Source organism: Kitasatospora sp. NPDC087314 (genome assembly GCF_044744365.1).
In the GTDB taxonomy this organism is placed as follows: domain Bacteria; phylum Actinomycetota; class Actinomycetes; order Streptomycetales; family Streptomycetaceae; genus Kitasatospora.
This window is the reverse complement of sequence record NZ_JBIUYE010000010.1, coordinates 12,342-24,402: the sequence shown is the minus strand read 5'-3', so window position 1 is coordinate 24,402 and position 12,061 is coordinate 12,342. Positions and strand designations below refer to the sequence as shown.

The window sequence follows — 12,061 nt, the reverse complement described above, 5'->3', positions numbered from 1 at the left end:
CGCCCGGCCGCCCCATCGGCCCGGCGGCCCCGACCACCGCTGCCAGCCCCTGCAAGGAGCACCGCCGTGTCAACGGCCGTACCACCATCGTCGTCGCCGTCCTCATCCGCCGCCTCATCCGCCGCCTCTTCTGTCGCCTCCGCCGACCGCTCCGCTCCGTCCGAACTGCTGCCCGGTGTCGTCCGGGTGGACCGGCAGGCCGCGCCCGAGCGGCGCCCCGCCGCGGACGCCGTCGCGCCGTCGCAGGCCGGCCGTCGCTCCGCCTTCCGTCCCGACATCGAAGGACTGCGCGGCGTCGCCGTCCTCGCCGTCCTCGCCTACCACGCCGCCGTTCCCGGCCTCGCCGGCGGCTACGTCGGCGTCGACGTCTTCTTCGTCATCTCCGGATTCCTCATCACCGGCCTGCTGCTCGGCCGCCCGATCGGCCTGTGGGACTTCGCCGCCCGCCGGGCCCGCCGCATCCTGCCCGCCGCCGCCACCGTCCTGGTCGCCACCGCGGCCGCCGGCGGCGCGCTGCTCGACCCGCTGCGCGGCACCGACCTCGCCCGCGACCTGATCGCCGCCGCCGGGCAGTTCGCGAACTGGCGCTTCGTCGGCCAGCAGACCGACTACCTGGCCGCCGGACGCGACCCGAGCCCGCTCCAGCACTTCTGGTCGCTCGGCGTGGAGAACCAGTTCTACCTGCTCTGGGGCGTCCTGCTGCTCGGCCTCGCCCGCTACCTGCACGGCCGCCGCCGCACCATCGCGATCACGGTCGCCACCACGGCCGTCGGCGCGGTCTCGCTCCTGCTGTGCGTCCGGTGGACGGCGACCTCGGCGCCGCTCGCCTACTTCTCCACCGCCAGCCGGCTCTGGGAGTTCGCGGCCGGCGCGTGCGCGGCGCTGCTGGGCGGCGCCCTGGCCGGCCGCGATCTGGCCGGCCGCGATCTGGCCGGCCGCGCACCGGGCGCCCGCGAGCGGGGGCGCGGGACGGCCTGGACGCTGCGGGCGCTCGGCTGGGGCGGCGCCGCGGCCGTCCTCGGATCGGTCCTGTCCTACGACCGCGACACCCCCTTTCCCGGCACCGCCGCGCTGCTGCCCGTCCTCGGCACCGCCGCCGTCCTGCTCGCCGGGCCCGCCCACCGCGCGCTCGGCGCCACCGACGTCGGACGCCTCCTCGCCACCCGTCCGCTGCGCGCCGCCGGGCGCCTCTCGTACGCCTGGTACCTCTGGCACTGGCCGGTGCTGACCATCGCCCAGGCCCGGTACGGCGCCCTGCCCTGGACCACCCTGGCCGCGCTCGCCGCCGCCAGCGCGCTGCCCGCCTGGCTCACCATGCGGCTCGTCGAGCAGCCGCTGCGGTACGGCAGCAGCCCGGCGCCGCGCCGGGGCCTCGCGGTCGGCGCCAGCGCCCTCGTCATTCCGCTGATCGCGGCTCTCACCCTCGGCGGCGGCACCGTCCGGGCCCTCGGTGGCACCGCCGACGCACCCGTCGCCGCTCCGGCCGGTGCCCCGTCCGGCCCCGCGCTGCTCGCCCCCGGTGCCCGGGTGCTCGGTCTGACCCCCTCGCTGGCCCGCGCCCGGGAGGACTTCCCGCCCGGCAAGGGCTGCGAGATCGCGCTCAACGCCGACAGCAGTCCGCGCTGCCTGTTCGGCGCCGAGGACAGCCCCGACCGGATCGTGCTGATCGGCGACTCGCACGCCGGCCAGTGGATATCGGCCGCACTCGCGATGGCCGAGCAACGGCACTGGGCCCTGGAGGTCCTGGTCAAGCCCGGCTGCCCGCTCGCCACCCTGACCGTGCGCAACAACGTCCTCGGTCGCACCTTCGAGGAGTGCGACCGCTGGCGCGAGAACTCGCTGACCCGGCTCACCTCCGGGCCCAGGCCGCGCCTCGTCCTGATGGCCGGGCTCAACCGCTACGGCAGCCAGGAGGAACGCGTCCAGGGCTGGACCCGCACCCTCGACCGCCTCGCCGCGCTCGGGTCCCCGCTCGCCTACCTCGGCGACACCCCGATGCCCGGCAAGGACATCCCGACCTGCCTCGCCGCCTCCGACGGTCGCTCGGACGCCTGCTTCTTCCCGCGCGACACCGCCTTCGAACCGGACCCGATGCTCGACGGCGGCCTCGCCGCGCGCTACGGCGTCCGCACCCTCGATCTCGGCCCGCTGCTGTGCCCGGGCAGCGGTCCGGACTGCCCGGCGGTGCTGGAGGGCGTGGTGCTGTACCGCGACACCGGCCACATCACCGACACCCTGGCCCGGGTGCTGGCGCGGCGCCTGGACAAGGGGCTCCTGGAGGCGGCCGGGTAGGGCCGGCCCGCTGTCTCGGCCGCCGTCCCGCCGCTCCGCCGCCTCGTCGGTCCGGGGTGGCGGAGCGGCGGTCGGGGCGGCCGTCTCAGCCGTAGATGCTGCGGCAGAGGCGGGCCTGCTCCGAGCCCGCGGGCCAGCGGCCGATGCGTTCGGCCTGGTCGCAGATGCCGCCCGGGCCGAGGCTCGCGCCGGGCGCCTGGGCAGCTGGGGCGGCGCCGGGCGTGGCCGGGGCGGGGGTGCCCCGGGTCGACGGGGTGGGGTGCGGGGTGTGGCCGGGCTTCGCGCGCGGGGGCGCCGCGTGCTGCGCGTCGGCCGACTCGTCCTCGCCCGGCGCGGTGGCCGGTGCGGCCGGGGCCGGTCCGGCGCCCTCCGGGGTGGGTGGCGGCAGCGGGGACGGCGCGGGAGTGGTGGCCGGCGGGGAGAACGCGGGCCGTCCCGCCGGGTCGGAGGGCGAGTCGGAGGCGGAGGGCGAGGTGTGCGGCAGCGTCACCACGTCCAGCTCGTCGCCCGACCCCGGCCCGCACGTCGCCAGGACCGCGGCGACTACGGCGACCGTCCCGACGGCTGCGGCGGCCCACACCTTCCGGGACCGCCGTCGGACCGGCGCCGGCGCCGGAACAGGGGCCGGCGGGTGACCGGCTGGTACCGGGGGTGGCTGCCACGCGTCCTGCGGCCACTGCCATTGTCCTCCGGTGGGCTGCCCAGTCATGTTCCCGTCCTTCCAGCGCCGAACCCCCGCCGAATCCCCCGCCGTACCTTTACCTGTGCTCAACGAGCGCGCCGACTCCGGGACATGACCCGGAAGAGGGTTCTGGACGGGCGCCGATTGCCACCGCGCCACATGCTTGGGGGCATGGAGACCAACAGCACGTCCAAGCCCCTGGTCGAGGTGGCCGACTTCCGGACCGACAGCCGCTACCGCCTGGTCCACTTCGAGGGCCACGGCTGGGAGCCGCTCGCCCCCGAGGAGTTCGAGCCCCGGATCCACCAGCTCTTTCCCGACCTCGACCCGCGCGATCCGATCCGCGTCCATTGGGCCGACCGCCCCTGGGAGTGGCCCGCCTGGCACCCCGGTGAGGCGTGAGTCGCCGTTCGTTACGCTGTCCGGGTGAGTGTGGATCATTTCTGGCGCCGCCTGCCCGGTCCGGCCGTCGACACCTGCTCGCCGAAGGAACTCGGCGAGCTCGTGCCCGACCGGCAGGACGTCCGGTACGACCAGCTGGCCGCCGCAGGCCTCCTGCTCGGCGTGCGGAGCACCGCCCGGCTGATGGAACTCGCGCTCACCGAGAACGGCCTGCACCCCGACCCGGCCGCGCGGCTGCCCGTGTACGGCGGCGAGCGCCGCGAGCCCGACGCCGCGCAGACCGACCCGCTGGTGCTGCGCCCCGAGCAGGTCGCGGCCGCCTTCACCTTCCTGCGCGACTCGGCGCTCGGTGAACTCGTCCGCCAGCAGGACACCGTGCTGGCCCGTACGGTCGCGCACCTCGGGTACTCGACGCCGTGGTCCGAGTCCTGGGCGGCGCGGGTGGTCGCCGACCTGCGGGAGCTGCGCGACTTCTTCGGCGACGCGGCCGCGGCCGGTGACGCGGTGGTCGTCCGGGAGGCGGAGTGAACGCGGGGGCGGAGGGGCTGCGAGGGGTGGAAGGTCTGCGAGGCGTGGAAGGGTTGCGCGGGGTGGAAGGGGCGGAAGGGTTGAACGGGCTTTCGAGCACGGCCGGTTACAGCGAGGCGGCGGAGGAGCTCGCCGCCCAGTACGAGAGCGTGACGTTCGCCGAGGTCCACGGGGACCTGCTGCACTGCTACCCCGGGCCGCCCGCCGCCGTCCTCGACGTGGGCGCCGGCACCGGGCGGGACGCGGCCGCGCTCGCCGCCCTCGGCCACCCGGTCGTGGCCGCCGAGCCGACCGCCGAACTCCGTGCCGTCGGCGAGCGGTTGCACGCCGGCTCCGGCGTCCGGTGGGTCGCCGACGCACTGCCGGGGCTGCCGCAGCTGAGCGCCGGGGCCGAACGCTTCGACCTCGTCCTGGTGACGGCGGTCTGGATGCATCTCGCCCCCGCCGAGCAGCCGTTGGCGATGGACGCCATCGGCTGGCTGCTCGCCCCGGGCGGCCGCCTCGCCCTGACACTGCGCCACGGCCCCGTCCCGCCGGGCCGCCGGATGTTCGACATCCGGCCCGAGGAGACCGTCGCGCTCGCCGCCGCCCGGGGCCTGCACCTGCTCCACCGCACCGCGCGCGCCGACCTCCACGGCCGCGCCGACGTCCACTGGACGGGCCTGGTCCTCGAGCGCGCTCCGTGCTGATCGGCGGAGCAGGTCGAGCAGATCGAGTGGTTGTCGGCGGTGGACCGGCCGGTGATCACGGTCCTGCGCCACTCCCGTGGCGGCCCGCGCCGACAAGCGGGGCGCAGCGCGTCGACTACCGGTCGTCCGACCACCCCGCGGTGGTCCGGGCCCGCTCCTCCCACTGCCGCACGCCCGGGCCGCTCGGATCCCGGCGGCGGCAGAAATCCTCCAGCCAAGCGCATGTGGCGAGCATGGAGCGGCGGCGCTCCGGCCAGGGCGGGACCGGTCGGTCGTAGGCGCGGAACAGGTGGTCGAGGGCGTCCAGGTGGTCGGGGTGGTGCATGCGTACGATCCACTCGCACCAGGCGAGGTCCTCCACCGGGTCGCCGAGGTGGGCGAACTCCCAGTCCAGGACGGCCGTGATCTCGAAGGTGACCGGGTCGAGCAGGAGGTTGTTGGGGCCGAAGTCGCCGTGCACCAGCACCGCACCGGCCGTGGCCGGTCCGTTGGCGAGCACGCCCGGGTCGAGCTCCTGCAGTCGGCGCAGGACCCGTCCGCAGGTGGCGAGCACCTGGGGCCCGTGCCCGGCGTCCAGCAAGTCCTGGGCGGCTACCCCGGGTAGGTGCCCGAGGGTGAGTTCATCCCCCTGCGCGGCGAGCACCGGCGGCACCGGCAGCACGCCCTGAAGGTGCGCCAGCAGTTGCCGCTCGCGCGCCAGCCGGGCCTCCCGGCCCGGGCCGTGGTAGCGCTTCACCACGACACTGCCGTCGCCCGTGGTGTGGTTGGTGTAGCCGTGCCGCATGGGATGCATGCGCTGATCATCGTTGAGCCGGGGCGGGTGGAGCCAGCGAATACCCGGCGCGCTTGGGTCAGTTCACGTCGACGTGGTCGAAGAGTTCGAGCATCTGCGTGAGGACGTGCACGCAGGCGGTCAGGTCGGCGTCGGTCAGGTCGCCGCCGACCTGGCGGAGCAGATCGTGCTCGCGATCGGTCGCCGCGGTGACGACGGCCCGGCCGTGGTCGGTCAGCCGGATCAGCGAGGACCTCTGGTGGGCGGGGTTCGGGGTGATCTCGACCAGCTCCAGGGCCGCCGCGTCGTTGACCATGCGCTGTACGAACTGCCGGCTCAGCGCCTGGGCGCGGCCCATCTGCGGGACGGTCATCGGCCCGTGCTCCACGAGCAGGAGCAGCACGGCGCGCACACCGACGGACAGCCCCTCGACGGGCGCCGCCAGCTCCACCTTGCGGAGCACGCGCCGGTAGAGCGGGCCGACCAGGTCGAACACCTCCATCAGCCGGCGGGCGAGGACGTCGGGCGGGAGCGGTGCGTCAGTATCGGTCACTCGCCCATCATGACACCCTGGTTGCCAATTCCCGAAGAGGATGGCAACTTGGTTGTCATGACTGACACCTCTGACGCCTTCTCCTTCGAATTCGACGATGGTCGCAGCCACCTGGTCTACCGTGACGCCGGGTCCGGACAGCCGCTGGTCCTGCTGCACGGTGGCTTCGTGGACCACCGCATGTGGGACGACCAGATCGCCGTCCTCACGCGGGACTACCGGGTGATCGCGCCGGACGCCCGGGGCCACGGCGGGTCCTCCAACGCGACCGGGCCGTTCCGGCACACCGACGACCTTGCCGCTCTGCTGCGCCACCTCGACACCGGCCCCGCGCTCGTCGTCGGGCTGTCGATGGGCGGTGCCATCGCCGTCGACACCGCGCTCGAACACCCGGACCTGGTCAGGGCGTTGGTCACCAGCGGGGTCGGCACCAGCGAGCCGGTGTTCCAGGACCCGTGGATCGGCGAGATCCGGGACGAGGAGATGCGTACGCTGGCCGCGGGCGACATCGACGGCTGGATCGCGGCGTTCACCCGGCTCTCGACCGGCCCGAGCCGCACCCTCGACGAGATCGACCCGGACGTCGTGCGCAGGCTGCGGGAGATGACCCGGCGGACCATCGCCAAGCACACCCCCGACGAACCCGATCACCAGGTGCCCGTCACCGACACCTGGGAGCGGGCGGCGAAGATCACGGTCCCGGTGCTGGCCATCAATGGCGGCCTCGACTCGGAGGACCACATCGGCGCGGCCGAACGGCTGGTGGGCATCGTCGCCGACGGCCGGGCGACGACGGTCGAGGGCACCGGGCACTACCCCAACATGGAACGGCCGGAGGTCTTCAACGGGATCCTCGGGGACTTCCTCCGGACCGTGTCGGCCGCCCGGGCGGACTGACCTGGCGTCAGTTCGGAGCGGGCCCGGTGGGCGGTGGCCGGTGGTCCCCGGCCATCGGCCACCGCTCCCGGGGGCGGCGCACGGGAAGTCGGCCTGCTCGACTTCCTGTGCGGGGGCTCACCGGGGTGGGGCGCCGAAGTCCTCGGTGACCAGCCGGGCGGCCCAGTGCCGGAGGGCCGGGATGAGGGGCGGGTGGGTGAGGCCGGCGGCGGTGGCGAGGCGGTCGGCGGAGGCGGTGTCGTAACGGTCCTCGGAGAGGAACGTGAGGGTCTCCGGGTCGGCGCCGGTGAGGGCGCGGGGGAGCCGGCGGACCAGGCCGACGGGGATCAGGCCGCGGGGCGGGCGAACGCCGAGGTGGGCGGCGAGCAGGGCGATCAGGTCGGCGAGGACCGGGGTGGACGGGTCCAGAACGGTGTGAGCCTGGACGGGCGCCCGGTCGTGCTCGGGGACGGCGGCGAGGAACCGGGTCAGGTGGTCGACGGTGACGACGGGCAGGAAGGCGCGGCGGGTGCCCGGCAGCAGGGGGAGGCGGCCGCGGTGGAGTTGGCGGACGAGCTGGGCCAGGCCGAGGTACTGGCCGGCCTCGCCGGTCCGCGAGTGGCCGATCACGCTGCTGGGGTTGACGGTGGTGAGCGGGACCCCGAGGCGGGGTGCGGTGACGCGGACGGCGGCGTCGCCGAGCTGCTTGGACGCCTCGTACGCGCCGAGGCGTGCGTAGAGGGCTGTGGTGGCGCGGGGGTCGAACGGGTACTGCGGCCGCGGGTCGCGGCCGACGCGGTAGCCGGAGAGGTGCACCAGGCGGCGCAGCCGGGGCCGGGTGGCGGACCACCGCAGGGCGTGCAGGGCGCCGTGGACGTTGGCGGGTTCGGCCTGGGCGGGGGTGAGGCCGAACCGGTAGCGGGCCGCGAGGTTGTGGACGTCGCGGACCTCGGCGAGCCGGGCGTCGTCCTCGGGGGAGAAGCCGAGGCCGGGGCGGGTGAGGTCGGCGGCGACGGTGGTGAGCGCGGTGTCGTCGGCCCCGTGGGCGCGCAGCCAGTGGCGGAGGTCGGTGTCGCGGCCGGTGTCTCGACCGGTGCCGCGGACGGCGGCGGCCACGGGCTCGCCGCGGGTGAGGAGTTCGAGGACGAGCCAGCGGCCGAGGAAGCCGGTGGCGCCGAGGACGAGGGTGCTGGGCGGTGGCGCGAGGGCCGGCATGCGGCGCTCCTTAATCTGTAGACCGGTCTGCATATTTTTTGGGCGCAAGGACGCCCCTGGGAGTGAGGGGAGAGGGCCGAGCCGCGCACCGGACGGCGGCGGCTCCACCTCGTCAGGACCCGCGCGGTGCGACGGCCTACGCGGTGCGGGCGGCGGCCGGCTTCGTGCCCAGCAGGTGGCGGACGGCGTGCTGGGCGTGGTCCAGCGGCTCGCGGCTGCGCCGGACCGACGCGAGCAGGACCGCGCCCTCCATCAGGGCGAGCGCCTGTCCGGCGGCCGTCGCGGCCTCGGCCGGCCGGAAGCCCTCGGTCTCCAGCCGGTCGGCCAGCACGCGCTGCCAGCTCTCGTACACCTCCGCGCAGACGGCGCGCAGCGGCTCGTTGGTGCCGGCCACCTCCAGGGCGACGGTCGCGATCGGGCAACCCTTGGTGTAGTCGGACCGCGCCAGCCGCTCGGCGAACACCTCGGTGAGCCGCTCGGTGAGCGCTCCGCTGTCGGCGCCCTCGGCGGCCAGCGAGGCGAGCAGGTCCCCGACCTCCTGGCCGGCCTGGGTGAGGGCGGCGGCGACCAGCTGGTCCTTGCCCTCGGGGAAGTGGAAGTAGAGCGAGCCGCGCGGTGCGCCGGCCTCGGCCACGATCTGGTTGAGGCCGGTCCCGAAGTAGCCCTGCGCCTCGATCAGCGTCCGGGTGCCGGCGATCAGCCGGGCCCGGGTCTCCTCACCCTTGACTCCCATGCGGAAACAATAGACCGGTCTGCATATTCCTGTCGACGGGACGTAGCGTCGGCGTCGGTCTCAGCACCTCAGCTCGGGCGGGAAGCCGGTCCAGCGCAGTTCGTCGGGCAGGTGGCGCATGTCGTTGTGGAGCATGACGGCCGACGGCCGACCGGGCGCGTAGCGGATGACGGTCAGTGCCGCGTTGCCGGAGTTCAGGCCGAGCCAGCGCCAGGACGGGGCGTCCAGCGCGTGCCGGACCAGCCAGCCGATCAGGAAGGCGTGCGTGACGACCAGTTCGTGCCGGTCCTCGCCGCCCGGCACCGGCCCGGTGAACCGCCGGACGGCCCGACGCGCCAGCTCCGCGCCGCGGGTGCGTTCCTCCGCCGTGGGCTGCGCGAGGAAGTCCAGCAGGTAGTCGGCGCTGTCGGCGGGCAGTTCGTGCCGCTCCGGGACGTACGGGAGGTAGTCGCCGGCCTCCTCGCAGACCGTCGGGCTCACGTGGTCCGGCTGCCCACTGGCCGCCCGCCCGGCGGTCAGTTGCTCGGCGATCAGCCGCGCGCTCTGCGCGGCCCGGGGCAGCGGCCCGTGGTGCACCGCCGAGATCGGGCGGTCCGCCAGCCGCCGTCCGAGCAGGACGGCCTGCCGGCGCCCGTCGGCCGTGAGCCCGCTGCCGTCGGGGGCGGCCTCGCCGTGGCGGGTCAGGTAGAGGTAGCGGGTGGCGGACTCGGCCATGCTCCGGGACTCCTTCGTTCGGGTCTTCGTGCCCACGGGCCCACGGGCCCACGGGCCCACGGGCCCACGGGCCCCCGTGCTCTGGGTGGCGATCACGGGCTCGTCCCGGAGCGACGCCGTCGCGGCCCGGCCCGGTTCCGGATCAGCCCGCGTGGGCCTCGTCCAGCTGCGCCAGCTCCTCCGGTGCGAGGTGCAGCGCCCCGGCGGCGATGTTGTCCTCCAGGTGCGCCAGGTCGCCGGTGCCGGGGATGGCCAGGACGTGCGGGCCCCGGTGCAGGGTCCAGGCCAGCCGGACCTGGGCCGGGCTGACCCCGCGCGCCTGCGCCACCGCCCGGACCTGGGCGGGCTCGGTCTCGCCCGTGCCGGACTCCCGTCCGGCCCCGGCGATCGCGTAGAACGGGACGAAGGCGATGCCCTGTTCGCCGCAGAGCCGCAGGAGGGCGTCCTGCTCCGGCGAGGCGCCGATGCCGTACGGGTTCTGCACGCAGCGGACGGGGGCGATGGCCTGCGCCTCGGCGAGCTGGTGCGGGTGGATGTTGGAGACGCCGAGCTCGCGGATCAGCCCGGCCTGGCGCAACTCGGCCAGGGCGCCGAAGCGTTCGGCGATCGAGTCGGTGCCGACGATCCGCAGGTTCACCAGGTCGAGGTGATCGCGGCCGAGTTGGCGCAGGTTCTCCTCGACCTGGCCGCGCAGCTGCTCCGGGGTGCGGGCGTGCTCCACCCACGCACCGTCGAGCCCCCGGCCGGGGCCGACCTTGGTGGCGATCACCAGGTCGTCGGCGTACGGCGCGAGTGCCCGGTTGATCAGCTCGTTGGCGGAGCGCAGCGGGGAGAAGTAGAAGGCGGCGGTGTCGATGTGGTTGACGCCCAGCTCGACGGCGCGCCGCAGGACGCGGACGGCCTGCTCGCGGTCGCGCGGCACGGCGTGCGGGACGAGCGCCCGGCCGGTCTGCGGCAGGCGCATCGCGCCGAAGCCGATCCGGTGGACGGCGCGGTCACCGAGCGTCCAACTGCCGGAGGCGGCGGCGGTGACGGGGGAGGAGGCGTGTTCGGACGGGGCGGTGGTGTGGGAGGTCATGCCCGTCATGATCGCCACTGCACTACCCTGACCGCCAACGATTCGGACATGTGTGAATCCACGGGGGCGGAGTTGGCGGCGGAGCTGCTGTTCACGGCGGGCGACCTGGCGCGGATGCGCTTCGCGGTCTCGCCGATGTGGGAGGTGGGCCCGAGCCTGCGCCTGTTGCATTCGGGGCTCGCGCACGCCGTCCACCAGCCCTGGGTGGAACAGGTCCGGCCCCGGCTGGCCGCCGCCGGGCCGGCCCACGGCTGGCTGGCCGAACTCGTCCCACCCGCCGGCTACGTGCCCGACTTCGTCAACCCCGCCCCGGCCGGGTCCGCGCCCACCCTGGCGGGCGAACTGGCCGCGATCCGGGCCACCCCGGCCGAGCGGGTGCGCCGCGACCTCGACCGGATGCGGGACGGCCAGGGCCGGCTCGGCCCCCGGCTGCGCGCCCTGTACGCCGACCCGGCGGCCGGCCTGGCCCGGCTTACCGAGGCGATCGAGGCGTACTGGGATCTCGCGCTCGCGCCGTACTGGGCGCGGATCCGCGCCGTCCTGGACGCGGACGTGCTGCACCGGGCCCGTCAGGTCGCCGAGCACGGCGCGGCCCGGGCCCTGAACGACCTGCACGCCGAACTGTGCTGGACGGAGGACACCCTGCGGCTGCGCCGCCGGTCGCGCCCGCTGTCGCGCCGGGCGGCGGGGGCGGGCCTGCTGCTCATCCCGTCCGCCTTCACCGGCCCGGCGCTGTTCAGCCGGCTCGCCCCGCCGGACCCGCCGCAACTCGCCTACCCCGCCCGGGGGATCGGCACCCTCTGGGCCACCGGCGCCGCCCCGGCCACCGGCACGGCCGCGCTCGCCACGGTCCTCGGCCGCTCCCGGACCCTGCTGCTGACCGAGCTCGCCGCCCCGGCCTCCACCACCGAACTCGCCCACCGCACCGGGCTGTCGCCCTCGGCGGTCTCCCAGTACCTGACGGCGCTGCGGGACGCCCGGCTGGTCAGCGCCCACCGTGCCGGGCGCTCGGTGCTCTACGCCCGGACGGCCTCGGCGGAGGCCCTGCTGGCGCCGCTGATGCGGGCCTGACCGCCCACGGGGGTGCCCACGCGGCCTGGCTGCAGTCGGGCGCCGCTCGGTAGGCTGCCCGGCATGGACCGGGAGGGCATCGTCGAGGAGCCGCGGGGCTCGCTCACCGCGCTCGACGGTCGTCTCCTGCTCGACCCGGGCACCCGGATCGCCACCGTGGACGGCCGCGAGGTCCAACTCACCCGCCAGGACGCCCGGGTGCTGCGCGCCCTGATCGAGCTGGGCGAGGGGGTGCACGACCCGCTGGACATCATCGAGCGGGTCTGGGGCTGCTGGCCGGACCCGCGCGAGTTGCGGGTGCCGATGGCCGTCCTGACTTTCAAGCTCGGCGAGCCGTCGTGGATCCGACGGACCGAGGACGGCTACGGCCTGCGCGCCCCGGAGCGCCCGTAGGGCTGGTCTGACGATTCCCGCTGTCATTCCGCGGCAGTGACGACTGTCACGCCCGGTTCATGA

Annotated in this window: 14 protein-coding genes; 7 read left to right on the top strand and 7 right to left on the bottom strand. The window is 75.4% G+C overall.

The window, feature by feature from the left end:
• Positions 1–66 precede the first annotated feature (66 nt).
• Entirely contained in the window at positions 67–2,292 is a 2,226-nt protein-coding gene (locus ACIO5E_RS22125; RefSeq protein WP_400670414.1) for an acyltransferase family protein, read from the top strand.
• 85 nt (positions 2,293–2,377) lie between these two features.
• On the opposite strand, the gene ACIO5E_RS22120 is transcribed toward ACIO5E_RS22125, so the two are convergent.
• Positions 2,378–2,872: a hypothetical protein gene (locus ACIO5E_RS22120; RefSeq protein ID WP_400670412.1), complete on the bottom strand. Its 495-nt coding sequence runs from the start codon at positions 2,870–2,872 to the stop codon at positions 2,378–2,380.
• Positions 2,873–3,145: 273 nt separating this feature from the next.
• Between ACIO5E_RS22120 and ACIO5E_RS22115 the strand changes: the two genes are divergently transcribed.
• From ACIO5E_RS22115 to ACIO5E_RS22105, 3 genes are all read left to right on the top strand, one after another.
• Positions 3,146–3,376 (top strand): hypothetical protein, encoded by a 231-nt coding sequence (locus tag ACIO5E_RS22115; RefSeq protein ID WP_280683386.1) that lies wholly within the window; start codon positions 3,146–3,148, stop codon positions 3,374–3,376.
• A gap of 24 nt (positions 3,377–3,400) precedes the next feature.
• Complete coding sequence (locus ACIO5E_RS22110; RefSeq protein ID WP_400670409.1) at positions 3,401–3,904, top strand: hypothetical protein; 504 nt, start codon at positions 3,401–3,403, stop codon at positions 3,902–3,904.
• 80 nt (positions 3,905–3,984) lie between these two features.
• Positions 3,985–4,593: a class I SAM-dependent methyltransferase gene (locus ACIO5E_RS22105; protein WP_400670408.1), complete on the top strand. Its 609-nt coding sequence runs from the start codon at positions 3,985–3,987 to the stop codon at positions 4,591–4,593.
• 115 nt (positions 4,594–4,708) lie between these two features.
• Here the strand turns inward: ACIO5E_RS22105 and ACIO5E_RS22100 are convergent, their stop codons facing one another.
• Together ACIO5E_RS22100 and ACIO5E_RS22095 are read right to left on the bottom strand one after the other, a co-directional pair.
• Entirely contained in the window at positions 4,709–5,386 is a 678-nt protein-coding gene (locus tag ACIO5E_RS22100) for a phosphotransferase family protein (RefSeq protein WP_400670405.1), read from the bottom strand.
• 58 nt (positions 5,387–5,444) lie between these two features.
• On the bottom strand, positions 5,445–5,918 hold the full coding sequence (locus ACIO5E_RS22095; RefSeq protein ID WP_400670403.1) for a MarR family winged helix-turn-helix transcriptional regulator: 474 nt from the start codon (positions 5,916–5,918) through the stop codon (positions 5,445–5,447).
• Between the two features lie 57 nt (positions 5,919–5,975).
• On the opposite strand from ACIO5E_RS22095, the gene ACIO5E_RS22090 reads away from it, so the two are divergent.
• Complete coding sequence (locus tag ACIO5E_RS22090) at positions 5,976–6,815, top strand: alpha/beta fold hydrolase (protein WP_400670401.1); 840 nt, start codon at positions 5,976–5,978, stop codon at positions 6,813–6,815.
• Between the two features lie 117 nt (positions 6,816–6,932).
• Here the strand turns inward: ACIO5E_RS22090 and ACIO5E_RS22085 are convergent, their stop codons facing one another.
• From ACIO5E_RS22085 to ACIO5E_RS22070, 4 genes are all read right to left on the bottom strand, one after another.
• Entirely contained in the window at positions 6,933–8,009 is a 1,077-nt protein-coding gene (locus ACIO5E_RS22085; protein WP_400670399.1) for an SDR family oxidoreductase, read from the bottom strand.
• A gap of 136 nt (positions 8,010–8,145) precedes the next feature.
• On the bottom strand, positions 8,146–8,742 hold the full coding sequence (locus ACIO5E_RS22080; RefSeq protein WP_400670396.1) for a TetR/AcrR family transcriptional regulator: 597 nt from the start codon (positions 8,740–8,742) through the stop codon (positions 8,146–8,148).
• A 60-nt stretch (positions 8,743–8,802) separates the two neighbouring features.
• A complete protein-coding gene (locus ACIO5E_RS22075; RefSeq protein WP_400670394.1) occupies positions 8,803–9,456 on the bottom strand; it encodes a histidine phosphatase family protein in 654 nt (217 codons plus the stop codon).
• A gap of 142 nt (positions 9,457–9,598) precedes the next feature.
• The gene (locus ACIO5E_RS22070) at positions 9,599–10,534 is read right to left on the bottom strand and encodes an aldo/keto reductase (protein WP_400670393.1); all 936 of its coding nucleotides are present in this window, start codon (positions 10,532–10,534) and stop codon (positions 9,599–9,601) included.
• Between the two features lie 48 nt (positions 10,535–10,582).
• Here ACIO5E_RS22070 and ACIO5E_RS22065 point away from each other — a divergent pair, with 48 nt between their 5' ends.
• Both ACIO5E_RS22065 and ACIO5E_RS22060 read left to right on the top strand, forming a co-directional pair.
• Positions 10,583–11,605 carry a DUF5937 family protein gene (locus ACIO5E_RS22065; protein ID WP_400670390.1) on the top strand — a complete coding sequence of 341 codons (1,023 nt, stop codon included), beginning with the start codon at positions 10,583–10,585 and terminating at the stop codon, positions 11,603–11,605.
• 63 nt (positions 11,606–11,668) lie between these two features.
• Positions 11,669–11,998: a hypothetical protein gene (locus ACIO5E_RS22060; protein WP_400670388.1), complete on the top strand. Its 330-nt coding sequence runs from the start codon at positions 11,669–11,671 to the stop codon at positions 11,996–11,998.
• The last annotated feature ends 63 nt before the right edge of the window (positions 11,999–12,061 follow it).

Excerpts from the sequence above, each read along its gene's own strand:
- ACIO5E_RS22065 (WP_400670390.1), top strand. The coding sequence starts at position 10,583 with ATGTGTGAATCCACGGGGGCGGAGTTGGCGGCGGAGCTGCTGTTCACG.
- ACIO5E_RS22085 (WP_400670399.1), bottom strand. The coding sequence starts at position 8,009 with ATGCCGGCCCTCGCGCCACCGCCCAGCACCCTCGTCCTCGGCGCCACC.
- ACIO5E_RS22060 (WP_400670388.1), top strand. The coding sequence starts at position 11,669 with ATGGACCGGGAGGGCATCGTCGAGGAGCCGCGGGGCTCGCTCACCGCG.
- ACIO5E_RS22070 (WP_400670393.1), bottom strand. The coding sequence starts at position 10,534 with ATGACCTCCCACACCACCGCCCCGTCCGAACACGCCTCCTCCCCCGTC.
- ACIO5E_RS22080 (WP_400670396.1), bottom strand. The coding sequence starts at position 8,742 with ATGGGAGTCAAGGGTGAGGAGACCCGGGCCCGGCTGATCGCCGGCACC.
- ACIO5E_RS22075 (WP_400670394.1), bottom strand. The coding sequence starts at position 9,456 with ATGGCCGAGTCCGCCACCCGCTACCTCTACCTGACCCGCCACGGCGAG.
- ACIO5E_RS22090 (WP_400670401.1), top strand. The coding sequence starts at position 5,976 with ATGACTGACACCTCTGACGCCTTCTCCTTCGAATTCGACGATGGTCGC.
- ACIO5E_RS22100 (WP_400670405.1), bottom strand. The coding sequence starts at position 5,386 with ATGCATCCCATGCGGCACGGCTACACCAACCACACCACGGGCGACGGC.
- ACIO5E_RS22115 (WP_280683386.1), top strand. The coding sequence starts at position 3,146 with ATGGAGACCAACAGCACGTCCAAGCCCCTGGTCGAGGTGGCCGACTTC.